Source organism: Agromyces sp. MMS24-JH15 (assembly GCF_043518605.1).
Classification (GTDB): Bacteria; Actinomycetota; Actinomycetes; order Actinomycetales; family Microbacteriaceae; genus Agromyces.
The window spans coordinates 3,618,322-3,640,317 of sequence record NZ_CP171358.1 but is presented as its reverse complement, the minus strand read 5'-3'; the positions used below and the strand labels follow the sequence as shown (position 1 = coordinate 3,640,317).

18 protein-coding genes, 1 tRNA gene and 2 pseudogenes are annotated in these 21,996 nt (G+C 71.8%); 16 read left to right on the top strand and 5 right to left on the bottom strand.

Going from position 1 to position 21,996, the window contains the following annotated elements; all coding sequences use genetic code 11:
• Nucleotides 1-205 precede the first annotated feature (205 nt).
• The 5 genes from ACDF64_RS16590 to serA all read left to right on the top strand — a co-directional run bounded on the left by ACDF64_RS16590 (nucleotide 206) and on the right by serA (nucleotide 8,446).
• Nucleotides 206-4,909 carry an ExeM/NucH family extracellular endonuclease gene (locus ACDF64_RS16590; RefSeq protein ID WP_394552456.1) on the top strand — a complete coding sequence of 1,568 codons (4,704 nt, stop codon included), beginning with the start codon at nucleotides 206-208 and terminating at the stop codon, nucleotides 4,907-4,909.
• A 191-nt stretch (nucleotides 4,910-5,100) separates the two neighbouring features.
• On the top strand, nucleotides 5,101-5,865 hold the full coding sequence (locus tag ACDF64_RS16585) for a copper homeostasis protein CutC (RefSeq protein ID WP_394552455.1): 765 nt from the start codon (nucleotides 5,101-5,103) through the stop codon (nucleotides 5,863-5,865).
• Nucleotides 5,862-6,368 carry a hypothetical protein gene (locus ACDF64_RS16580; RefSeq protein WP_394552454.1) on the top strand — a complete coding sequence of 169 codons (507 nt, stop codon included), beginning with the start codon at nucleotides 5,862-5,864 and terminating at the stop codon, nucleotides 6,366-6,368. The genes ACDF64_RS16585 and ACDF64_RS16580 overlap by 4 nt, the downstream gene beginning before the upstream one ends.
• Nucleotides 6,365-6,724: a hypothetical protein gene (locus ACDF64_RS16575; protein WP_394552453.1), complete on the top strand. Its 360-nt coding sequence runs from the start codon at nucleotides 6,365-6,367 to the stop codon at nucleotides 6,722-6,724. Before ACDF64_RS16580 ends, ACDF64_RS16575 begins: the two co-directional genes overlap by 4 nt.
• A 129-nt stretch (nucleotides 6,725-6,853) precedes the next feature.
• Nucleotides 6,854-8,446: a phosphoglycerate dehydrogenase gene (serA, locus tag ACDF64_RS16570; protein WP_394552452.1), complete on the top strand. Its 1,593-nt coding sequence runs from the start codon at nucleotides 6,854-6,856 to the stop codon at nucleotides 8,444-8,446.
• Nucleotides 8,447-8,570: 124 nt separating this feature from the next.
• On the opposite strand, the gene ACDF64_RS16565 is transcribed toward serA, so the two are convergent.
• Nucleotides 8,571-8,831, bottom strand: a complete 261-nt coding sequence (locus tag ACDF64_RS16565; protein ID WP_394552451.1) for a DUF6458 family protein — start codon at nucleotides 8,829-8,831, stop codon at nucleotides 8,571-8,573.
• 123 nt (nucleotides 8,832-8,954) lie between these two features.
• On the opposite strand from ACDF64_RS16565, the gene ACDF64_RS16560 reads away from it, so the two are divergent.
• The 3 genes from ACDF64_RS16560 to ACDF64_RS16550 are packed head-to-tail and all read left to right on the top strand — an operon-like array spanning nucleotide 8,955 to nucleotide 11,652.
• A complete protein-coding gene (locus ACDF64_RS16560; protein WP_394552450.1) occupies nucleotides 8,955-10,013 on the top strand; it encodes a 3-isopropylmalate dehydrogenase in 1,059 nt (352 codons plus the stop codon).
• Between the two features lie 31 nt (nucleotides 10,014-10,044).
• Nucleotides 10,045-11,160, top strand: coding sequence for a branched-chain amino acid aminotransferase (locus ACDF64_RS16555; protein ID WP_394552449.1), 1,116 nt, complete (start codon nucleotides 10,045-10,047; stop codon nucleotides 11,158-11,160).
• A 12-nt stretch (nucleotides 11,161-11,172) separates the two neighbouring features.
• Nucleotides 11,173-11,652: a GNAT family acetyltransferase gene (locus ACDF64_RS16550; protein WP_394552448.1), complete on the top strand. Its 480-nt coding sequence runs from the start codon at nucleotides 11,173-11,175 to the stop codon at nucleotides 11,650-11,652.
• Between the two features lie 27 nt (nucleotides 11,653-11,679).
• Here ACDF64_RS16550 and ACDF64_RS16545 read toward each other — a convergent pair whose 3' ends face one another.
• Complete coding sequence (locus ACDF64_RS16545) at nucleotides 11,680-12,600, bottom strand: alpha/beta fold hydrolase (RefSeq protein ID WP_394552447.1); 921 nt, start codon at nucleotides 12,598-12,600, stop codon at nucleotides 11,680-11,682.
• Between the two features lie 196 nt (nucleotides 12,601-12,796).
• Between ACDF64_RS16545 and ACDF64_RS16540 the strand changes: the two genes are divergently transcribed.
• Nucleotides 12,797-13,567: a fumarylacetoacetate hydrolase family protein gene (locus ACDF64_RS16540; RefSeq protein WP_394552446.1), complete on the top strand. Its 771-nt coding sequence runs from the start codon at nucleotides 12,797-12,799 to the stop codon at nucleotides 13,565-13,567.
• Between the two features lie 206 nt (nucleotides 13,568-13,773).
• On the opposite strand, the pseudogene ACDF64_RS16535 reads toward ACDF64_RS16540, so the two are convergent.
• Nucleotides 13,774-14,556, bottom strand: a pseudogene (locus ACDF64_RS16535) (aminotransferase class V-fold PLP-dependent enzyme); the annotation flags it as partial.
• Nucleotides 14,557-14,698: 142 nt separating this feature from the next.
• Here ACDF64_RS16535 and ACDF64_RS16530 point away from each other — a divergent pair.
• The 4 genes and pseudogenes from ACDF64_RS16530 to ACDF64_RS16515 all read left to right on the top strand — a co-directional run bounded on the left by ACDF64_RS16530 (nucleotide 14,699) and on the right by ACDF64_RS16515 (nucleotide 18,586).
• Complete coding sequence (locus tag ACDF64_RS16530; protein WP_394552445.1) at nucleotides 14,699-15,676, top strand: LysR substrate-binding domain-containing protein; 978 nt, start codon at nucleotides 14,699-14,701, stop codon at nucleotides 15,674-15,676.
• Nucleotides 15,669-17,196: pseudogene (gene gltX, locus ACDF64_RS16525) on the top strand (glutamate--tRNA ligase). The gene ACDF64_RS16530 and the pseudogene gltX overlap by 8 nt, the downstream one beginning before the upstream one ends.
• Before the next feature lie 304 nt (nucleotides 17,197-17,500).
• Nucleotides 17,501-17,572 (top strand) — tRNA-Gln (locus ACDF64_RS16520).
• Nucleotides 17,573-17,764: 192 nt separating this feature from the next.
• A complete protein-coding gene (locus ACDF64_RS16515) occupies nucleotides 17,765-18,586 on the top strand; it encodes a nucleotidyltransferase family protein (protein ID WP_394552444.1) in 822 nt (273 codons plus the stop codon).
• A gap of 48 nt (nucleotides 18,587-18,634) precedes the next feature.
• Here ACDF64_RS16515 and ACDF64_RS16510 read toward each other — a convergent pair whose 3' ends face one another.
• Nucleotides 18,635-19,432, bottom strand: coding sequence for a hypothetical protein (locus tag ACDF64_RS16510; protein ID WP_394552443.1), 798 nt, complete (start codon nucleotides 19,430-19,432; stop codon nucleotides 18,635-18,637).
• Nucleotides 19,433-19,856: 424 nt separating this feature from the next.
• Between ACDF64_RS16510 and ACDF64_RS16505 the strand changes: the two genes are divergently transcribed.
• Genes ACDF64_RS16505 through ACDF64_RS16495 form a run of 3 tightly spaced genes read left to right on the top strand, consistent with a single transcriptional unit; the run spans nucleotide 19,857 to nucleotide 20,968 of the window.
• Complete coding sequence (locus tag ACDF64_RS16505; protein WP_394552442.1) at nucleotides 19,857-20,441, top strand: helix-turn-helix domain-containing protein; 585 nt, start codon at nucleotides 19,857-19,859, stop codon at nucleotides 20,439-20,441.
• Nucleotides 20,438-20,590 carry a hypothetical protein gene (locus tag ACDF64_RS16500; RefSeq protein ID WP_394552441.1) on the top strand — a complete coding sequence of 51 codons (153 nt, stop codon included), beginning with the start codon at nucleotides 20,438-20,440 and terminating at the stop codon, nucleotides 20,588-20,590. The genes ACDF64_RS16505 and ACDF64_RS16500 overlap by 4 nt, the downstream gene beginning before the upstream one ends.
• A gap of 12 nt (nucleotides 20,591-20,602) precedes the next feature.
• Nucleotides 20,603-20,968, top strand: a complete 366-nt coding sequence (locus tag ACDF64_RS16495) for a hypothetical protein (RefSeq protein WP_394552440.1) — start codon at nucleotides 20,603-20,605, stop codon at nucleotides 20,966-20,968.
• Between the two features lie 272 nt (nucleotides 20,969-21,240).
• On the opposite strand, the gene ACDF64_RS16490 is transcribed toward ACDF64_RS16495, so the two are convergent.
• On the bottom strand, nucleotides 21,241-21,897 hold the full coding sequence (locus tag ACDF64_RS16490) for a hypothetical protein (protein WP_394552439.1): 657 nt from the start codon (nucleotides 21,895-21,897) through the stop codon (nucleotides 21,241-21,243).
• Between the last annotated feature and the right edge of the window lie 99 nt (nucleotides 21,898-21,996).

The window sequence follows — 21,996 nt, the reverse complement described above, 5'->3', positions numbered from 1 at the left end:
GGCCGGAGCGTGCTCGGATGCGCAGGACGACCATGCCGAATCGGGAATATGGGCCGGGATTTCATCGATTCGTCACACAGCGCCCTTGTCCCGCTCGGTGCGATCCCCCCACCATGGGGGACGGCTGCGTTTCCGCCAGGTCGACCACTGCTGAACGAAGGAGTGCCCTGAGGTGCGATCCCGACTGACATCCCTGCTCGGCGCAATGAGCGCCACCGCACTGGTGATCGGGGGTGTCGCGGTCGGGTCGGTTCCGGCGAATGCCGCGGTGTCGTCGAGTGCACCGGTCATCATCGACGAGGTCTACGGCGGCGGCGGCAACAGCGGCGCCACGCTGAAGCAGGACTTCATCGAGCTGTACAACCCCGGGTCGGCGGCGGTGTCGCTGGCAGGCTGGTCCGTGCAGTATGCCTCGGCGACGGGCGCCTTCTCAGCGAGCCTGACGACGCCGCTCACCGGGTCGATCCCGGCCGGCGGCCACTTCCTCGTCGGCCAGGGGTTCGGCGCCGGCGGGTCGGTCGACCTCCCGACGCCGGACGTGACCGGCACGATCGCGATGGGCGCCGCGGCCGGAAAGGTCGCGCTCGTGAACACCACGACGGCGCTGACCTGCGGCACGACCGCCGGAACCTCGTGCGCCGGTTCGGCGAGCGTCGTCGACTTCGTCGGCTTCGGGACGACCGCGACCGCGTTCGCCGGCACGGGCCCGACGCCCGCACCGTCGGCCACCGCGTCCGTCTCGCGCAACGCCACGCACGCCAACACCGCGAACAACGCGGCCGACTTCACGGCGGGCGTCCCGTCACCGGCGAACGCCGCCAGCGGTGGCGGCACCGACCCCGGCAGCGGCACCTACACCATCGCCGAGATCCAGGGCACGGGCGCGATCTCGCCCAAGGCGGGGCAGACCGCCACCACCACGGGCGTCGTGACCGCGGCTTACCCGACCGGTGGCCTCAGCGGCTTCGTCATCCAGACGCCCGGCACCGGCGGCGCGATCGACCTCGCGACGCACACGGCATCCGACGCGATCTTCGTCTTCGGGCCGGCGGCGGTCGCCGCCGCCGTCGCCATCGGCGACACCGTGCGCGTCACCGGTCCGGTATCCGAGTTCAACGGGCTCACCGAGATCACCGCGGCGAGCACCGCGAACCTCGAGCTGCTTCCCGCGGCAGCCCCGGTCGCCCCGTCGATCGTCGGCTGGCCGACGACGGACGCGCAGCGCGAGACGCTCGAGTCGACGCTCGTCGCCCCGAGCGGCGCATTCACGGTGTCGAACACCTTCACGACGAACAACTTCGGCGAGGTCGGGCTCGCGTCCGGCACGACGCCGCTCATCCAGCCGACCGAGGTCGCCGACGCCGGATCGCCGGCGTCCGCCGCAGTGTCGGCCGACAACGCCGCGCGCGCGGTGGTGCTCGACGACGGTGCGTCGACGAACTTCCTCAGTGCCGCGAACTCGGGGCTCACGCCGCCGTACATCTCGACGACCGCCCCCGTGCGCGTCGGCGCGGCCGTGACCTTCGACCGCCCGGTGATCGTCGACTGGCGGAACAACGCGTGGAAGCTCAACCCGACCTCGGCGTACGTCGCGGGCGGGGCGACGCCCTCGCCGGTCTCCTTCGAGAACGACCGCACCGCGTCGCCGGCGCCGGTCGGCGGCGATGTCACCGTCGCGTCGTTCAACGTGCTGAACTACTTCACCACGCTCGGTTCCGAGGTCTCCGGATGCACGTCGTTCAACGACCGCTTCGGCAACGGCGTCACCGTCAACAACTGCCCGGGCAACGGCCCGCGCGGGGCATGGGACGCCACCGACCTGTCGCACCAGCAGGCGAAGATCGTCGAGGCCGTCAACGCGCTCGACGCGGACGTGGTCGGGCTCCTCGAGATCGAGAACTCGGCGGTCGTCGACGGCGTCGCCGACGAGGCGCTCGCCACCCTGGTCGCGGCGCTGAACGCCGACGCGGGATCCACGAAGTGGGCGTACGTGCCCTCCTCGTCGGAGCTGCCCTCGACCTCGCTGCAGGACGTGATCTCGAACGCGATCATCTACCAGCCTGCCGCCGTCGAACGGGTCGGCGCGGCTCGCGCACTCGGCACCGAGAGCGACGGGAACGAGCCGTTCGCGAACGCCCGGGAGCCGATCGGCCAGGCGTTCGCGCCCGTCGCCGGCGGCGAGTCGGTGTTCGTCAGCGTCAACCACTTCAAGTCGAAGGGCTCGGCGGGTCCGCTGCCCGGCGACGCCGATTCCGGCGACGGACAGGGCGCGTCGAACGCCTCGCGTGTCGCGCAGGCCGAGGCGCTCTCGGCCTGGATCGACCAGGTCACCGATGACGGCGATGCCGTCGCACTCGTCGGCGACTTCAACTCGTACACGCAGGAGGACCCGCTCCAGGTGCTGTACGCGGACGGATACGCCGACGCGGCCGCAGAGCTCGCGCCGGGCCAGTACTCCTACTCGTTCTCGGGGCTGTCGGGCTCGCTCGACCACGTCCTGCTCAACGAGGCCGCACTCGACCGGGCGACCGGCGCCGACGTGTGGGAGGTGAACGCCGAGGAGTCCCTCGCGCTGGAGTACAGCCGTGAGAACTACCACGGGACGAACTTCTACGCGGACGGCCCGTACCGCTCGAGCGACCACGACCCCGTGGTCGTCGGACTCGACGACGGCCTGCTCGGGCCGATCGACCTGACGTTCCTGAACTTCAACGACTTCCACGGTCGCATCGAGAAGGATGCCGTCAGCGGGCAGTCGAACACCGTGAAGTTCGCCGGGACGATCGAGGCCGAGCGGGCCGCGGCGGAGGCCGCCGGTGGCGCGGTCGCCGTGCTCTCGGCGGGCGACAGCATCGGCGCCTCCCTGTTCGCCTCGGCGAGCCAGGGCGACGTCCCGACGCTCGACGTGCTGGACGCGCTCGACGTTCGGGGCTCCGCGGTCGGCAACCACGAGTTCGACAAGGGCCTCGCGGACCTGACCCAGCGGGTCATCCCGAGCCTGGACTTCCCGTACCTCGGGGCGAACGTCTACCAGAAGGGCACGAGTATCCCGGCCCTCCAGGAGTACGCGATCGTCGACGTGGGCGGCGTGCAGGTCGGCGTGATCGGCGCCGTCACGCAGCAGACGCCCTCGCTCGTCACGCCGGGCGGCATCGCGACGCTCGACTTCGGCGACCCCGTCGTCGCGGTCAACCGCGTCGCGTCGCAGCTCAGCGACGGCAACCCGGCGAACGGCGAGGCCGACGTGATCGTGGCCGAGTACCACGAGGGCGCCGACACCGTCACCGCGAGCTCCACGCTCGAGAGCGAGATCGCCGAGAGCCCGACCTTCGCGAAGATCGTGAACGAGACCTCGCCCGAGGTCGACGTGATCTTCAACGGCCACACGCACCAGCCGTACGCCTGGCAGGCGCCGGTGACCGGTGCCGAGGTCGCGACGCGCCCGGTCGTGCAGGCGGGCAACTACGGCGAGCGGATCGGCTCGGTCAAGCTCACCTTCGACCGCGACAGCGGCGAGGTGACCGCGTCGACCGCGAAGATCGTCACCCGGACCACCACCGCGGATGCGACGCTCGCAGCGGCGTACCCGCGGGTCGCCGAGGTGAAGTCGATCGTGGACGCCGCCGCCGCGCAGGCCGCGATCATCGGCAACCAGCCGGTGGGTTCGGTCACGGCCGACATCACGACCGCGTACACGGGCGGTTCGTACTCGGGTCCGGGCGGCACGTGGACGGGCACGACCCGCGACGACCGCGCGAGCGAGTCGACGCTCGGCGACCTCGTCGCGAACTCGCTGCGGGACACGTTGTCGGCCGAGCAGTACGGCAGCGCCGAGATCGGCATCGTGAACCCCGGCGGCCTCCGGGCCGAGCTGTTCCAGACGCCCGACGGCGTGATCACCTACGCGGAGGCGAACAACGTCCTCCCGTTCGTGAACAACCTCTGGACCACGACGCTCACGGGCGCCGAGTTCAAGGCGGTGCTCGAGCAGCAGTGGCAGCGCACGGCGGCCGGCGTGCCGATCGGCGGGGCGGGCACGCGCCCGTACCTGCAGCTCGGCCTGTCGGACAACGTGACCTACACGTTCGACCCGGCCGCGCCGATGGACCACCACATCACGTCGGTGACGATCGGCGGGCAGCCGCTCGATCCGAACGCGGAGTACCGGATCGGCACGTTCTCGTTCCTCGCGCAGGGCGGCGACAACTTCTGGGCGTTCCGCGACGGCTCGGATGCCACGGACACGGGGCTCATCGACCGTGACGCGTGGATCGCGTACCTGCAGGCGCACCCGAACCTGACGCCCGACTTCGCGCGCCAGGCGGTGCAGGTGCCGGTCGTCCCGACCTCGGTGCAGGCCGGCGCGGCGCTCTCCTTCGGGGTCGGCGGCCTGGACCTGACGAGCCTCGGGTCGCCGCAGAACACCTCGCTCCAGGTGAAGCTGGACGGCACGACGATCGGGACGGTCACCGTCACGGGCGGCGTCGCGACGGTGAACGTCACCGTCCCGGTCGCCACGCCCGCCGGCAACCGCGTGCTCACGCTCGTGGCGGCGCCGTCGGGGACGACCGTCACGCTGCCGCTCGCCGTCACGCCGGCCTACCCGGCCTGGGGCAGCAAGACGGTCTATACGGGCGGCGAGAAGGTCACCTACCAGGGCAAGGTCTACCAGGCGCAGTGGTGGACCCAGGGCCAGGTCCCCGGCGCATCCCCGTACGGGGCGTGGGCCGAGGTCGGGACCCCGGTCGTGACCTCGAAGGGCACGTTCCTCACCTGGACCAACTCGTGGACCTACACGGGCGGGGAGACGGTCGCGCACAACGGGCACCTCTGGAAGGCCAAGTGGTGGACCCGCAACCAGGCGCCGGGCGACCTGTGGGGTCCGTGGCAGGACCTGGGCGCCTACTGATCGGGTGATCGGCACGTCCTGATCGCAGGCGACCGACAGGCGGCCCGTCCCGGGGAACCGGGGCGGGCCGCCTGTCGGTCGCCGGCCGAGGCGCCGGCCGAGGATGCGCGCCGAGATGGCGCCGACGATGCCACCGAGGATGCGCGCCGTCGAGTGCGTCGGGCCGGGGCCGCGGCGGGTAGCGTTGCAGCGTGCCATCGCCACAGCTTCCCGTCGAGATCGCCGTCCAGGATTCGGCGGGCGTCCGCATCGCGCTCGATGCCGGCGCCGCCCGGGTCGAACTCTGCCAGGCGCTCGCGCTCGGCGGGCTGACGCCGTCGGCCGGACTCGTCGAGGCGGCGGTCGAGGCAGCACGGTCGGCCGGGACCGCCGGATTCGTGCACGTGCTCGTCCGCCCGCGCGGCGGCGGATTCGTCTACGACGCCGACGAGCGCGCCGACATCGTCCGCGAGATCCGCGCCGCGGCGCGGCTCGGTGCCGACGGCGTGGTCGTCGGCGCGCTCGCGGAGGACGGCGCGCTCGACCTCGAGGCCCTCGCCCGATTCGTCGACGCGGCCGGCGGCCTGGACGTCACGGTGCACCGAGCCGTGGATGCCGCGGCCGACCCGGTCGCCGCGGTGTCGGCGCTGCCCGGGCGGGGCATCCGTCGCGTCCTCACCTCGGGCGGCGCGCCCGACTGCCGTCGCGGGCTGCCGGGCCTCGAGCGCATGCGCGCCGCGGTCGGCGACGATCTCGAGCTCATGGCGGGCGGCGGGGTGCGCGTCGAGGACATCCGCGCGCTCGCGTCGGCCCGGGTCGACGCAGTGCACCTGTCCGCCCGGCGGACGGAGATCCGCGGCGCGGGCGGGCCGGGCGGCGGCGTCGACGGATTCGACGCGACCGACGGCGCCCTCGTCGCGGCTGCGGTCGCCGCCGCGGCCGCGGCCGCGGTCGAACTCACGGAGGCCGGTGCATGACGCGCGACGACGACGAGGACGCCCTCCGCTGGGAGGGCGACGACGAGAAGGCGCTCGCGCCGGGCTGGAAGCGGGTCGGCGGCACGGCTCCGCGCGGCGATGCCGCCGGCGACGCAACGCCCGCGGAGGACGCTGAGGCCGCGGCGGACGCTCCGGACGCCCGCGAGCGGGATGCGGCGGGCGCGGGCGACGCCGAAGCCGGATCCGGCTCCCGTCGCCAGGCCGGTTCGGTCGAACTCGTGGTGCTCGGCGTGCTCGGCGGCGTGTACCTCCTGTACACGCTCGGCTGGCTGCTCACGGCCGTGCGCTCGGATGCCTCGGGCATGGGCGTGCTCGGCGACGTCATGTACCGGCTCGGCCTGTGGCTCGCGGTCGCGGCGCCCGCACTCTGGTTCGGCCTCGTGTCGGCGGTCGCCCGCCGGCCGCGCGTCCGTCTCGCCTGGCTCGCGGCGGGCGCGATCGCGCTCGTCCCGCTGCCGTTCATCCTGGGGGTGGCCTCATGAGCACGGAATCCGCGTCCGCATCCGCGGTGCCGACCGCGCGCGCGCCGCTGCCGCTCTGGCTCCAGGTCGCGCTCGCCGTCGTGTTCGGGCTGTTCTACGCCTACGACGTGTGGGAGGTCGTGCAGAGCGTGCTCGTCCTCACGGTCGGGCTCGGCGCGACGCTCACGGCGACCGGATGGGTCATCCTCGCGGTCGCGGCGCTCGCGCCGATCGCGTGGTTCGCGGGTGCGTTCGCGCTCGCGCGCCGGCGGGGCATCCTCATCGCCGTCCTCGCCTACGCGACGGGACTCGCGGCCTCGGCGGCGACGTTCCTCTCGCTCGCCGCGCTGCTGCAGGTCACGGCCTCGATCGCGTGAGCCTCGGCGGCGTCCGTCACAGGGCGAAGACGCGCGCGGCCCTCAAGTAGAGTTGAGGCGCGCCCGACGGCTGTGGCGCACTCCCTCCGCACTCGCGCGGGCTCGCGCACCTCCCCGAAGGAATCGTTCGTGTCAAAGCCGGTCGTGCTGATCGCCGAAGAACTCTCTCCCGCCACCGTCGACGCCCTCGGGCCCGACTTCGAGATCCGGAACGTGGACGGCACCGACCGCCCGGCGCTCCTGTCGGCGCTCGCCGACGCGAACGCGATCCTCGTGCGCTCGGCGACGAAGGTCGACGCCGAGGCGATCGCCGCGGCGCCCAAGCTGCAGGTCGTCGCGCGCGCCGGCGTGGGCCTCGACAACGTCGACATCAAGGCCGCGACGACCGCGGGCGTCATGGTCGTGAACGCGCCGACATCGAACATCATCTCGGCCGCCGAGCTCACGGTCGGCCACATCCTGAGCCTCGCGCGCCACATCCCGGCCGCGCACTCGGCGCTCGCGCAGGGCCAGTGGAAGCGCTCGGCGTACACCGGGACCGAGCTGTTCGAGAAGACGGTCGGCATCATCGGCCTCGGCCGGATCGGCGCGCTCATCACCGCTCGCCTGCAGGCGTTCGGCGTCGAGGTCATCGCCTACGACCCGTACATCACCGCGGCGCGCGCCCAGCACCTCGGCGTGCAGACGGTCTCGCTCGACGAGCTCCTCGAGCGCAGCGACTTCATCACCATCCACATGCCGAAGACGCCCGAGACGACCGGCATGATCGGCGCCGAGCAGCTCGCGAAGATGAAGCCGACCGCGTACGTGGTGAACGTCGCGCGCGGCGGCCTCATCGACGAGGTCGCGCTGCACGACGCGCTCGTGGCCGGCACGATCGCCGGCGCCGGCCTCGACGTGTTCGTGAGCGAGCCGCCCAAGGAGTCGCCGCTGCTCGCGCTGCCGAACGTCGTCGTCACGCCGCACCTCGGCGCATCCACCGACGAGGCGCAGGAGAAGGCCGGCATCTCGGTCGCGAAGTCGGTGCGCCTCGCGCTCGCCGGCGAGCTCGTGCCCGACGCGGTCAACGTCGCGGGCGGCGTCATCGACCCGTACGTGCGTCCCGGCATCCCGCTCGTCGAGAAGCTCGGCCAGCTGTTCAGCGGCCTCGCGCGCGGTGCGCTCACGAGCCTCGACGTCGAGGTGCGCGGAGAGCTCGTCGACTACGACGTGAGCGTGCTGAAGCTCGCCGCGCTGAAGGGCGTCTTCACGAACGTCGTCAGCGAGTCGGTGTCGTACGTGAACGCGCCGCTGCTCGCCGAGCAGCGCGGCATCGACGTCCGCCTCATCACCGAGGCCGAGTCGCCCGAGTACCGCAACGTCATCACGCTGCGCGGGGCGCTCGCCGACGGCACCCAGCTGTCGGTGTCGGGCACGCTCACGGGCACGAAGCAGATCGAGAAGCTCGTCGGCATCAACGGCTACGAGATCGAGGTCCCGATCGCCGACCACCACATCGTGATGCTCTACACCGACCGCCCGGGCATCGTCGCGGTCTACGGCAGCCGCTTCGGCGAGGCCGGCATCAACATCGCGGGCATGCAGATCGCGCGCCAGAAGGCCGGCGGCCAGGCGCTCAGCGTCCTCACGGTCGACTCGCCGGTCCCGGCCGAGGTCCTGGAAGCGGTCCGCGACGAGATCGCGGCCGACGTCATGGTCGAGATCGACATCACCGAGTCCTGATCGCGTCGGCCGCCCGGTGCGGCCGACGCGGGACCGACGGATGCCCCGTCGCGCGGCACTCCCGAAACGGGAGCCGGGCGGCGGGGCATCCTCGTCTCCCGCGCGGGTCGCGGGACCGATCGAGTCAGGGGATGGTCGGGTCGGGTGCGCTCGTCTCGTCGCGGCGGACCGCCTCGCCGGTGGCGGGGTCGACCGCGGTGCGGGAGGTCGAGATCGTGCGGCGGCGACGTGCCATCAGCACGAGGCTGAAGATGACGACGACGAGGCCGGCGCCCATGAGGATCCAGCCGACGAGCTGGAGGTCGATCCAGTCGACGCTGAGGTTCAGCGCGAATGCGAGGATCGCGCCGATGACGAACAGGACGATTCCGAGTCCGAGGCTCATCCGAGTCTCCTTCCGTTCCCGGTGCGGGTGGGGTCCAGCACCGGCCGGCGGCCACTGCCACCGAACGTCACGCTGCCACAGCCGCGACTACGCTGGAAAGGGCTTGCGCACGAAAGGACATCCATGGCAGCACGCACGGTCAGGCTCGCAGTCATCCCCGGCGACGGGATCGGCCCGGAGGTGGTCGCCGAGGCCGTGAAGGTGCTCGACGTGGTCGCGTCGGATGCCGGCGTCGCGTTCGAGCAGACGCCGTTCTCGCTGGGCGCGGCCCGCTACCTCGAGACCGGCGACGTGCTCACCGACGCCGACCTCGACGCGATCAAGGGCCACGACGCGATCCTCCTCGGCGCGGTCGGCGGCGTGCCCGGCGACCCGCGGCTCGCGGGCGCGAACATCGAGCGCGGCCTGCTGCTCAAGCTCCGCTTCGAGCTCGACCACTACGTGAACCTGCGCCCGACCGTGCTGTTCCCCGGCGTGACCAGCCCGCTCGCGAGCCCCGGCGAGGTCGACTTCGTCGTCGTGCGCGAGGGCACCGAGGGCCCGTACGTCGGCAACGGCGGCGCGATCCGCCAGGGCACGCCGCACGAGGTCGCCAACGAGGTGTCGGTGAACACCGCGTACGGCGTCGAGCGGGTCGTCCGGTACGCGTTCGCGCAGGCCGCGGAGCGCCGGCGCAAGCTCACGCTCGTGCACAAGACGAACGTGCTCGTCTTCGCCGGCTCGCTCTGGAAGCGCACGGTCGACGCGGTCTCGGCCGAGTTCCCCGACGTCGCCGTGGATTACCTGCACGTCGACGCCGCGACCATCTTCCTCGTCACGGATCCTGCTAGATTCGACGTCATCGTCACGGACAACCTCTTCGGCGACATCCTGACCGATCTGGCCGGCGCGATCAGCGGCGGCATCGGCCTTGCGGCCTCGGGCAACATCAACCCCGACGGCACGTTCCCGAGCATGTTCGAGCCGGTGCATGGTTCGGCTCCCGACATCGCCGGGAAGGGCATCGCAGACCCGACCGCCGCGATCCTGTCGACGGCGCTCCTCCTCCGCCACCTCGGCGAGACGGATGCCGCGACCCGCGTCGAGCAGGCCGTGGCCGCCGACCTCGCCGAACGCGGCGGGGCGAAGCGGTCGACGTCGGAGGTCGGTGACGCGATCGCCGCGCGGCTCGCCGCGAACTAGACTGCTTCCCTCCCGTACGAAAGAAGACGCAATGGCGATCGACCTCCAGCTTCAGGCACCGACGACGGCCGGGCTCACGTGGGCCGTCACCCCGAATCCCGAGGCGAAGAGCGAAGCCGAGCGCGACGAGATCCTCGCCGCCCCGGGCTTCGGCAAGCACTTCACCGACCACATGGTCGACATCTGCTGGAGCGAGAAGGGCGGGTGGCACCGTCCGCGGGTCTCGCCGTACGGCCCGATCCAGCTCGACCCGGCAGCCGCAGTCCTGCACTACGGCCAGGAGGTCTTCGAGGGCCTGAAGGCGTACCGCCACGCCGACGGCTCGATCTGGACCTTCCGCCCGTACGAGAACGCGGCGCGCATCCAGCGTTCGGCCTACCGGATGGCCCTGCCCGAGCTCCCCGTCGACTACTTCATCGACTCGCTCCGCCAGCTCATCGCGGTCGACGGCGGCTGGGTGCCGTCCGCCCCGGAGACGAGCCTCTACCTGCGCCCGTTCCTGTTCGCCAAGGAGGCGTTCCTCGGCGTGCGACCCGCGGCGAAGGTCGCGTACTACCTCATCGCGAGCCCCGCGGGCGCGTACTTCCACGGCGGCATCGCGCCGGTCTCGATCTGGCTGTCGACCACGTGGTCGCGCGCCGGCAAGGGCGGCACGGGCGCGGCGAAGACCGGCGGCAACTACGCGTCGAGCCTGCTCCCGCAGTCCGAGGCGTACGCGAAGGGCTGCGACCAGGTGCTGTTCCTCGACGAGGGGAAGTACCTCGAGGAGCTCGGCGGCATGAACGTCATCCTCGTGAAGAAGGACGGCACGCTCGTCACGCCCGAGTCCGACTCGATCCTCGAGGGCATCACGCGCGACTCGATCCTCACGCTCGCGAAGGACCGCGGCCACGACGTCGAGCACCGCAAGGTGACCATCGACGAGTGGCGCGAGGGCGCGGCATCCGGCGACATCGTGGGCGCGTTCGCGTGCGGCACGGCCGCGGTCGTGACGCCGATCGGGCGCCTCCTCGCCGAGGACTTCGAGATCGTCCACCACGGCGACGCCGCGGCCGAGCTCGCGCTCTCGCTCCGCGAGGAGCTCACGGGCATCCAGTACGGCCGCGTCGAGGACCGGCACGGCTGGCTCCTCCGCCTGGACGCCTGAACCGGCTTGCGCGTGAGCCGCGCGAACGGGCCGGATCCCGCGGGCGACGCGCCCGTGCGGATCCGGCCGTTCGCGGTCGACGACACCGAGCCCGTGGTCGCGCTGTGGCGCGACTGCGGCCTCGTCGTGCCGTGGAACGACCCGTACCGGGACATCCGTCGCAAGCTCGCCGTGCAGCCCGAGCTGTTCCTCGTCGCCGAGGCCGCGGGCACGATCGTGGGCACGGCGATGGTCGGGTACGACGGGCATCGAGGCTGGGTGAACTACCTCGCGGTGGCCGAATCGCTGCGCGGCACGGGCCTGGGCCGGCGACTCATGGGGGAGGCCGAGCAGCTGCTCCTCGAGCGCGGATGCCCCAAGCTGAACCTGCAGGTCCGGTCGTCGAACACGGCGGTGATCGACTTCTACCGTCGGCTCGGGTACGAACCGGATGCCGCGGTGAGCCTCGGCAAGCGACTCATCCCGGACGTGCCGGGGTCGTCGGGGTCGTAGACGACGGCGGCCTGGCGCGCGCGGCGTTCAGCAGGCGGGGACCATCGCGCAGACCTGGTCGACGACGAGCGCGGGGTTCTCGTTGGCGATGAAGTGCCCGCTCGACGTGCCGGTCACGTGCGGCGCGCCGAACGAGGCCGCGAGGAGCGACGCGGCCTCGAGCCAGTTCGGCCAGTAGGCGTCGGCGTCGCCGATGCCGAGGTAGTCGAAGGGCCGGTCGGCGCTGAGCACGACCACCGGGATGCCCGCGGGCAGCGGCGGCGTCCCCTCGAGCGCGGCGATGCTGGCGGGGTAGTCGGGGGCCTCGCTGTCGGGGTTCGCCGCGCCCGCGGCGGCGATCGTCTCCATCCAGGCGGACCACACGTCGGGCGGCAATGCGGCCTGCAGGTACTGCGAGCCCGGGTCGACCAGCACGAGGCCGGCGACCTCGTCGGGGTGGGTCCTCGCGAACGTGGTCGCGATGATCCCGCCGAGCGAGTGCGCGACGAGCACGTAGGGGCCGGGCACCTCGGCCGCGGTCAGCATCGCGTCGAGGTCGGCGGCGGACGCCTGGCTCGTCGTCGGCTGCGGCGCGGGCGTCGACCGGCCGGCCGCGCCCTCCATCTGCTCGGTGCCGGGGCGGTCGTAGGCGCACGCGGTCGTGAATCCGGCGGTCCGGGGGAAGACGGCGGATGCGTCGGGCACGGCCGGTTCCGCGGCATCGGTCGGGTCGCCGACGTAGCTCCAGTCGTCGGCGGCGACCCCGGCCCCGGAGATGAAGACGACCGTCGGGCCGCCCGTGCCGCTGCATTCGAGATAGAGCTCGCGTCCGCCGCCGAGGTCGACCAGGCCTGCGCGGTCGCCGTCACCCGGGACGAAGGGGCCGGGGGAGCGCCCGCGGTCGCCGACGAGGTCGCGTCCGGGTCGCCGTCCGTCGACGGGCCGGCGGACCCGGGCGAGCCGGCGCACCCGGCGAGGAGCGCGACGGCGACGAGGCATCCGATCGCCGAGGCGGCCGGGCGGAGCGGCTGTGCGCGGCGCGCGACGATCATGGTGGGCCCCCTGCCGACCTGCGGGACGGCGGAGCGGCCCGCTCCGCCCACGGTACTCCGGCCCGTCGCCGAGGCACAGCGCGGACGACCCGGCGCCCCGTAGGCTTGAGGGCGTGAAGGTCGCGCGGTTCAGCCATGGTGAGTCCATCTCGTTCGGGATCGTCGACGAGGAGGAGGACGAGCTCGTCGTCCTGCAGGGCGATCCGATGTTCGCCGGCTACGAGCCGACGGGCGAGCGGGTCCCGCTCGCGGAGGCGAAGTTCCTCGCACCCGTGATCCCCCGGTCGAAGGTCGTCGCCGTCGGCCGGAACTACCGCGCGCACGCGGCCGAGTTCGGCAACGAGGTCCCCGCGGAGCCGCTGCTGTTCCTGAAGCCGAACACGTCGGTGATCGGCCCGGGCGACGCGATCGTGCTGCCCCCGCAGAGCTCGCGCGTCGAGTTCGAGGGCGAGCTCGCGGTCGTGATCGGCCGCATCGCGCGCAACGTGTCGGAGGCCGACGCGCTGTCGACGGTCTTCGGCTACACGATCGGCAACGACGTCACCGCGCGCGACCTGCAGCGCAGTGACGGCCAGTGGACCCGCGCGAAGGGCTTCGACACGTTCTGCCCGCTGGGCCCCGTCATCGACACGGAGATCGACCTGGTCGCGGGCAGGATCGAGACGCTGGTCAACGGCGAGGTCCGCCAGTCGGGCAGCTTCGGCGACATGGTGTTCGGCGTCGCCGAGGTGATCGCCTACGCGTCGAGCATCTTCACGCTGCTGCCGGGCGACGTCATCCTCACCGGCACGCCCGAGGGGGTCGGCCCGATCGAGGACGGCGACGTCGTCGAGGTCCGCGTCGACGGGCTCGGCGCGCTGTCGAACCCGGTCCGCACGGCCTGACCGCGCCGCGGCGAACGCCGGGCGAGGGCTGCGGCGGCGAGCGAGACATCCTCGTCGTCGTTCCAAAGGTGGAAGGCGACGCGCGCGCGTCCGGCCCGGCCGGACGCGACGATCCCGGCCGCGGTGAGCGCCGCGAGGTCGCAGCCCTCGGGGTCGGGCCAGCTCACGATGGCGCTGTCGGATGCCTCGAGCCCGAGGTGCTCGCGGAAGGCGTTCGCGAGCCCGACGTCGTGCGCGCGGACGCCCTCGGCGTCGAGCGCGGCCGCGAACCCGAGTGCCGCCTCCGCGCCGGCCCAGGCGTGCCAGGCGGGGGAGACGTCGAACCGGCGGGCGCCGTCCGCGAGGTGGAGGCAGGGGCCGTAGCAGCTCGTCCAGGGGTCCTCGCCCGAGTACCAGCCCGCGGCGAGCGGGCGGAACTCGGCGATGCCGCGTTCGCTGACGGACGCGAACGCGGCGCCGCGCGGCGCGCCAAGCCACTTGTAGGCGTGGCACGCGACGAGGTCGGCGTCGAGGTCGGTCGTGGGCAGCCAGCCGGTGGCCTGGGTCGCGTCGACGACGACGAGCGCGCCCACGGCGCGCGCGGCCAGGGCGACGGATGTCGCGTCGGCGACCTCGCCGGTCGCTGACTGCACGAGCGAGTAGGCGACGAGCCGGGTCGAGGGTGCGATCGCGTCGGCGAGCGAGGCGACCGGCACGTGCCGGACGCGCAGGTCGCCGCGCGCGAGGAAGGGCGCGACGACCGAGCTGAAGTCGCCCTCGACGACGACGACGTCGGACCCGGCGGGGAGCCCGGCGGCCGCGAAGGCCGCGAACACCGAGACCTGCGCGCCGATCGCGATGCGCGCGGCGTCGGTGCCGAGGAGGGTCGCGGCGTGGCCGCGGGCGCGCTCGACGGCGGCCGAGTAGTCGGCCGCGCCGACGGTGCCGGCTGCCCAGCCGGCGAGGTCGCGGGCGACGGCCTCGCGGGTCGGTGCGGCGGGCAGGCCCATGGTGCACGCGGCGAGGTAGCCGCGGCCGGCGGCGAACGAGGATGCGGCGTGGTGGGGCATGCCATCCAGCGTCCGCCGTCCAGATGCATTCGACAACCACCGGTATCGAATGGAATACATGCTGCGCGATTATGATTCGGGCATGCCCGCCATCGACGACCCCGCCGACCAGATCGCCGCGGCGATCGACCTCCAGAGCGTGCGCGTGGTGCGCGCGATCGCCGAGCACGGCACCCTGACGGCCGCGGCCGCGGCGCTCGGCTACAGCCAGCCCGCGGTGAGCCAGCAGCTTCGGCGATTCGAGGAGCGCTCGGGGCTCGCACTCGTCGAGCGCGCCGGACGGGGCATCCGCCTCACGCAGGCCGGCCGGCTGCTCGCCCGGCACGCGCACGCCGTGACGACCGCGCTCGAGGCGGCCGCGGGCGAACTCGCCGAACTGCGCGGGCTGCGCGCCGGGCGCATCCGCCTCGTCGCCTTCCCGTCCGCCTCTGCCACGCTCGTCCCGCGTTTGATCGCCGCGCTCGGACGCTCGCACCCCGGCATCTCGGTCACGTACGTCGAGGCCGAGCCGCCGGAGGCCGTCGCGGCCGTCCGCGCCGACCGCGCCGACCTCGCGGTGACGTTCAGCTACCCGGGCGACCGCGACGACCCCCACCGGGCGAGCGCACGCGGCCTCGACGTCCGCCCGTTCGGCGAGGAACCCGTGCGGGTCGTCCTCCCGGCGGGGCATCCCGCGGCCGACCTGCGCGAGGTCGAGCTCGAGGCGCTCGCGCGCGACCCGTGGATCTCCGGATGCCCCCGCTGCCGCGGGCACCTGCTCGAACTCGCCGACGACGCCGGGTTCGTGCCGCGCATCGTGTTCGAGACCGACAACTTCGTCGCCGTCGAGGGCATGGTCGCCCAGGGAATCGGCGTGGCGCTCCTGCCGTCGCTCGCGCTCGCGGCGTCGCCGAGGCATCCCGGCGTCGTCACGCGGCCGACCGCGCGGGCCGACGTGCGCTCGCTCCACCTCGTGACTGCGCGCGGCGGCGCGCGCGTGCCGGCGGTCGCCGCCGCGATCGCCGCGCTCGAGGCGCTGGGAGTGGGCGGCGCCCTCGATACCATTGGGAGCGATGTCTGAGACGCCGCACCCCACGACCACCGCCACCGGAAGCGACATCCGCGTTCGCTTCTGCCCGTCCCCGACGGGGACCCCGCACGTCGGGCTCGTCCGCACCGCCCTGTTCAACTGGGCGTACGCCCGGCACACGGGCGGCACGTTCGTGTTCCGCATCGAGGACACCGACGCCGCGCGCGACAGCGAGGAGAGCTACGAGCAGCTCATCGACGCGCTCACCTGGCTCGGGCTCGACTGGGACGAGGGCGTCGGGATCGGCGGCCCGCACGAGCCGTACCGCCAATCGCAGCGGTCGGGGATCTACGCCGACGTCATCGAGCGGCTGAAGGCCGCCGGCCACCTCTACGAGAGCTTCTCGACCGCGGAGGAGATCGACGCGCGCAACGAGGCGAACGGCCGCCCCAAGCAGCTCGGGTACGACAACTTCGACCGCGACCTCACCGACGAGCAGAAGGCCGCGTTCCGCGCCGAGGGGCGCGAGCCCGCGCTGCGCCTGCGCGTGCCCGAGGTCGACCTCGGCTTCGACGACCTCGTGCGCGGCCGCATCGACTTCCCGGTCGGCTCGACGATCGACTTCGTGCTCGTGCGCCCGAACGGCGCGCCGCTCTACACGCTCGTGAACCCCGTCGACGACGCGCTGATGGGCATCACGCACATCTTCCGCGGCGAGGACATCCTCTCGTCGACCCCGCGCCAGATCGCGCTGTACCACGCGCTGATCGACATCGGCGTGACGACGTTCGTGCCGCGGTTCGGCCACCTGCCGTACGTCATGGGGGAGGGCAACAAGAAGCTTCTCCAAGCGCGACCCCGAGTCGAACCTCTTCCACCACCGCGACCGCGGGTTCATCCCCGAGGGCCTCGTGAACTACCTCGCGCTGCTCGGCTGGGGCTTCTCGGCCGACCGCGACGTGTTCAGCCGCGACGAGTTCATCGCCGCGTTCGACATCGTGAACGTCAACCCGAACCCGGCCCGCTTCGACCAGAAGAAGGCGGAGGCGATCAACGGCGACCACATCCGGATGCTCTCGCACGCCGAGTTCGCCGCGCGCACCGTGCCGTACCTCGCCGTTGCCGGGGTGGTCTCCTCGCCGCTGTCGGCGGCGCACGAGGCGATCCTCGCCGAGGCCGCACCGCTCGTGCAGGAGCGCATCGGCCTGCTGGGCGAGGCGCCCGGCATGCTCGGCTTCCTGTTCACGGATGCCTCGGCCCTTGCGTACGACGACGACGCCGTCGCCTCCCTCCCCGCCGACGCGAACGCCGTGCTCGCCTCGGCGTTCGAGGCGCTCGACCGGCTGCCGGCCGTGTCGTGGACCACCGCGGAGATCGAGGAGGCGCTGCGCGGCGCCCTCATCGACGGCCTCGGCCTGAAGCCGCGCGTCGCGTTCACGCCGGTGCGCGTGGCCATCTCGGGTCGTCGCGTGTCGCCGCCGCTCTTCGAGTCGATGACGATCCTCGGCAAGGTCGACTCGCTCGAGCGCATCGCGAACCTGCGAGCCAAGCTGGGTTCGTCGGGCGCGTAGGCGGGCGCCGGCCGGGGTCGGGGAGCGCCGGCGGAGCCGACTCCCCGGTGGTCGAGTAGCGCCGGCGTAGCCGACTCCCCGGTGGTCGAGTAGCGCCGGCGGAGCTGACTCCCCGGTGGTCGAGTAGCGCCGGCGGAGCTGACTCCCCGGTGGTCGAGTAGCGCCGGCGGAGCTGACTCCCCGGTGGTCGAGTAGCGCCGGCGGAGCCGACGCGTATCGAGACCCGCTCAGTTTGGCCGGAGCCGATTCGTCGGCTAAGGTTGGTTCTCGGCCCGGGAAGCGCTGCGAAGCGGTCCGGGGCCATTGGGGTATGGTGTAATTGGCAACACGGCTGATTCTGGTTCAGTTGTTCTTGGTTCGAGTCCAGGTACCCCAGCAGTGATGAAAACCCCCGGTAATCCGGGGGTTTTCGCGTTTCTCGGACCGCAGCGGGGGCTGTCCGATCGCCGCGGCACGTGGCTCGGGCGTCGGCGGAGCTATCGCGAGTCGCCGCAGGTCGACCGACGTCCCCGGGCAGCGCGTCTCGCGTGCACGGGGCGTCGATCGGTCGCGCGCATAGGGTGGTTTCATGATCGGCGCGAGTCAGCTGCAGGAGATGGCGGGCGAGCTCGCCGCCGTCGACGGCGTCCTGGCGGTTGCGCTCGGAGGCAGTCGCGCACGAGGGACGCATCAGCCCGACTCCGACGTCGACCTCGGGCTCTACTACGACCGCGACACGCTCGACCTCGTCGCCCTCGAGGAACTGGCACGCCGCTGGGTCGGCGGACGCGTCGACATCGCAGCGCCCGGAAGCTGGGGACCCTGGGTCGATGGTGGTGCGTGGCTCACGGTCGACGGGACCGACATCGACTGGATCCTCCGCGATGTCGAACGCGTTCGAGAACAATGCCACCGCGCGAAACGGGGTGACTTCGGTTTCCACGCGCAAGCCGGGCATCCGTTCGGCTTCCTGGACGTCGCCTACGCCGGCGAAGCGGCCACCGCGGTGCCACTCATCGATCGGGCGAACGTTCTCGCCGACCTGCGCGACCTCATCACCCCGTATCCCGAGGCGCTGCGCGCGGCCATGATCGCCAACCTCTGGCAGGTGGACTTCCTGCTGGATGGCGCGCTGAAGGGGGCGAAGCGCGGCGACGCGGTCTACGTGGGACTGTGCGCGTCCCACGCGGTCCTGTTGGCGGCGCACGCCTGGCACGCCGCGGCGCGTGAATGGGTCACCAATGAGAAGGGGCTGGCAGTCAACGTGGCCAAGCTCGCGATCGATTCCCAAGGCTTCGCCGACATCGCAACGAACGCACTGGCCTGCATCGGTCGCGACCCCACCGATCTGGCATCCACGATCACCGACCTCAGGTCCATACCGCGCCCGTCCGCTGATGCGCGTCTGTGAGCACGCGGGCGCGGCTCGGCCTCCGGGAAGCAGCCTCCTGCGACGGTCTCAACACGCAGCCGGTTCCTGACCGTGCCGGGAGAGCTCGGCTCTGATGCGCTGTGCGGCTTCGAACGGAGTCTGCGCGTCCGGGAAGGGAACCGAACTCGCAGCGTCCATGTCGGCCGAGGAGGAAACAGCTCCCCAGCTGTCCGCCAGCGAGATCGATGTCTCGCCCAGGAACCGGATGTCGTCCTCGATCTCCGTGGGCCACGAGTGATCGAGGAACACCTCGGCCGCCGCGTCGAACTCGGTCGATGCGGATGCGGCCACGGGTGCGATCTGGTCGATGTCATTCGTGTTCAGCGCGTCGTACAGCGCCTCGCGAGCGGCGTTCGTCGGACACACGGCCTCGGCGTACAGCGAATTGGCAGAGGCCCATCGCCGGTTGTCCGCGGACCGGGTCGGCGCCTGGGGGCCGAACGAGACGAAGAACGAGGTCGGAGTACAGGTGTACGTCGAGGAGCCCACGACGTGGATTCCGTCGCCGAGACGCGCGCAGGTCTGGGCGGCCCCGACGAGCGTCGAACCGGCAAGGCTCCCCAGGGCGATGGTGATGATCACGCCGATCGAAGAGATGACGGTGCCCGCGAGGGCGAATCGGTTCCTGAACCCCGCACGTTTGGAACGGACCAGGGCGATGATGCTGATGATCAGCGCGGCGATGTTCACGATCGCGAAGAAGGACAGGACGAAGCCGATGATCCCGAACACGCGGAACGGATCATCCGAGGGCGCCGGGGCAGCGGGCGGGAGGGCTGCAGGGACCGGGGGGACGGACGCGGTCGACTCCTCGCTCTGGGACATCGGCCAATCGTACGGAGTTCCGATCCGGCTCTCCGGACGGTGTCCACAGGCCGACGTCGAATCCTTGCGGGCAGGGCACGGACGTGGGCGAAGGTCGGACCGCCCGGAACGCGCTCGCCGCGACGGGAGCGGAGCAGCCCGCCCCGCCTGAGCGGGACGGGCTGCTGCCTGCGTGGGCGTGCCGACGTCAGTGGGAGTTCGTACCCGAAGTCCAGCGTCAGGTCGTCCGGAACGTCGGGCGACTCGGAGACCACGTTGTACCAGACGTCGAAGACCAGCGTCTGGGGGGCGCCCGCCGGAATGAGGTTTCCGGGCAGCCCGTCGGTGATGATCGTGCGAACGCTCGCGTGATGGGGATATCCAGCAAGGCCGCAATTCCGGTGGGTACCCGCGCACGATTTTGAGTTGAGAGTATAATCGGTGCATGGGTGATCTCATCCGTACGTCGCGTTCGCGCGCTGGGTTGACCGGCGCGCAGCTTGCCGAGCGTCTGGGGATCACGGTCGGCGCGGTGTCCCACATGGAGCGGTCGGAGCGGCGCGGCACGATCCAGCTCGACACGCTTCGCCGGGCGCTCGCGGCGATGGGGCAGGACCTCCGACTGGACGTAGCTGCCACTGATCCGTACACTCCATTCACTCCGGCGAATGTGACCGACGAGATCAACCGGGCGATCGATGACGACCGCCCGGAGCTCGCCCTTCGGTTGGCGACGCACGCCGCACAGATGATCGCGGAGAATCCCGAACGGTTCGATCGGGAATCCCTGGAGCATCGACCGTCGGAGATCGGGGACCACCGGTGGGAGCAGCTGTTTCGAGCGCTCATCGAGGACGCGATCCCGCAGGATCGTGCGCGCCCCAGTTGGGCTGAGCCGACTCGGCTGCCGCGGGCGTGGTATCCGTTCGGCCAGTACGCGTCATTGAAGCGACGTGCGAGGGAAAGCACGCCGGAACGGCTTCGAAAGCTGAACATCATGATCGACGAACGATCGCTGAGCCGCGCGTGAACGACGGCCTGGTCTTGACGCCAGCGCGGGCGAAAGAGCTGATCGGGGAACTCGAGCGGCGCCTGGCGGCGCGTGGCATCCCCAGCTCGGTCCGGATCGTGGGCGGCGCGGCGATGGTGCTCCGGTTCCCGGATGACCCGGAGGTGTGAGTCACTGCCGACGTGGATGCCGCGTACGAACCGCGCCCCGAGATCGACGAGATCATCGCTGAGATGGCCCGCGATTACGGATTGCCAGAGCGCTGGATGAACGGTGCAAGCACCCCATGGAACGTCGTGTCCGCCACCGGCGGCACGATCACGGTCGCGACCGCCGAGGAATTGGTCGCGATGAAGATGGCGGCCGGACGGGCGCAGGACCTGGCGGACCTGAAGATCCTCGCCCGGCACCTCGGCATCACGAGCCCCGAACGGTTGGTGGAGATCGCGTACGAGATCTATGGAGAGGACTCGTCTGCGTTGAACGATTCCCGAGACTCGTACGAACTATTCGCTCGGGACGTGCTCGCCGACCCTCGTCGACGGTGACCGGGAACGCGCCGACTACCTCGCTCTGGGGCCGGATCCGGCCCGAATCGGCCCGTAGTAGCACGGCTGCCGCCGGGCGATGCGCGGACGCGCTCCTCGCGCGTTCCGGCGTCGAGCATGTCGGTGCCCTCCTCACCGGACGCCGCCATTCCGACGAGATTGCGGCACTCGCCCGCCGCTTCGCAGCGAGCGACCGCATGCGGTCGTCGGAACGAGCAGCAGCCCGCCCCGCCTGAGCGGGACGGGCTGCTGCCTGCGTGGGCGTGCCGACGTCAGTGGAGTTCGTACCCGAAGTCCAGCGTCAGGTCGTCCGGAACGTCGGGCGACTCGGAGACCACGTTGTACCAGACGTCGAAGACCAGCGTCTGGGTGGCGCCCGCCGGAATGAGGTTTCCGGGCAGCCCGTCGGTGATGATCGCGCGCTCGACCCAGACGCGGTCGCCGTCCTGGACGTCGGCGTACCGCACCCCGAAGTACTTGTCCTGCGCGGTGTCGTTGGTGACCGTCACGCGGACCTGCGTGGACCACCAGGGCGTGCCCTCCCAGGTCTGGGGGATGTCGAAGACATCGGGCAGGTGGACGCGCGTGCCCGGGGTGGGGTTGCTGAGCTTGATCCCGCAGGTGACGGCGTCCGTGCCCGGAACGGTCACGGTGCTCGTCTTGGTGCCGTCGCGGAGGTACGCGACGTTCTTGCCCTTGACCACGTAGGTCTTGGGGGTGCCCGCGGGTGCGTCCACATCGGCCCACTGCGTGGGGCCGTCGCTGGGCTTGACCGGCGAGTACTTGTACAGCGTCTTCGTGGTCGGGGCTCCGGCAGCGGCCGGCGTGCAGTCGGTGTCGTACGAGACCGCCGCGTTGGCGGCGCTTCCGGCGACGAGGGGGACGGTGATCGCGACGGCTGCCGCGATCCCGAGGATGGTCTTGCGCACGATGGGGGTCTCTCTTCTGATCGTCATTGAGCAGGGGGGTGGGGTGCCGCTGCGCGCGGCGCTCCGGGCACCCTAACACGAAGGTGAGGAATCCTTAAA

Excerpts from the sequence above, each read along its gene's own strand:
- ACDF64_RS16590 (WP_394552456.1), top strand. The coding sequence starts at position 206 with ATGAGCGCCACCGCACTGGTGATCGGGGGTGTCGCGGTCGGGTCGGTT.
- ACDF64_RS16580 (WP_394552454.1), top strand. The coding sequence starts at position 5,862 with ATGACGCGCGACGACGACGAGGACGCCCTCCGCTGGGAGGGCGACGAC.
- ACDF64_RS16575 (WP_394552453.1), top strand. The coding sequence starts at position 6,365 with ATGAGCACGGAATCCGCGTCCGCATCCGCGGTGCCGACCGCGCGCGCG.
- ACDF64_RS16565 (WP_394552451.1), bottom strand. The coding sequence starts at position 8,831 with ATGAGCCTCGGACTCGGAATCGTCCTGTTCGTCATCGGCGCGATCCTC.
- ACDF64_RS16560 (WP_394552450.1), top strand. The coding sequence starts at position 8,955 with ATGGCAGCACGCACGGTCAGGCTCGCAGTCATCCCCGGCGACGGGATC.
- ACDF64_RS16555 (WP_394552449.1), top strand. The coding sequence starts at position 10,045 with ATGGCGATCGACCTCCAGCTTCAGGCACCGACGACGGCCGGGCTCACG.
- ACDF64_RS16530 (WP_394552445.1), top strand. The coding sequence starts at position 14,699 with ATGCCCGCCATCGACGACCCCGCCGACCAGATCGCCGCGGCGATCGAC.
- ACDF64_RS16515 (WP_394552444.1), top strand. The coding sequence starts at position 17,765 with ATGATCGGCGCGAGTCAGCTGCAGGAGATGGCGGGCGAGCTCGCCGCC.
- ACDF64_RS16510 (WP_394552443.1), bottom strand. The coding sequence starts at position 19,432 with ATGTCCCAGAGCGAGGAGTCGACCGCGTCCGTCCCCCCGGTCCCTGCA.
- ACDF64_RS16505 (WP_394552442.1), top strand. The coding sequence starts at position 19,857 with ATGGGTGATCTCATCCGTACGTCGCGTTCGCGCGCTGGGTTGACCGGC.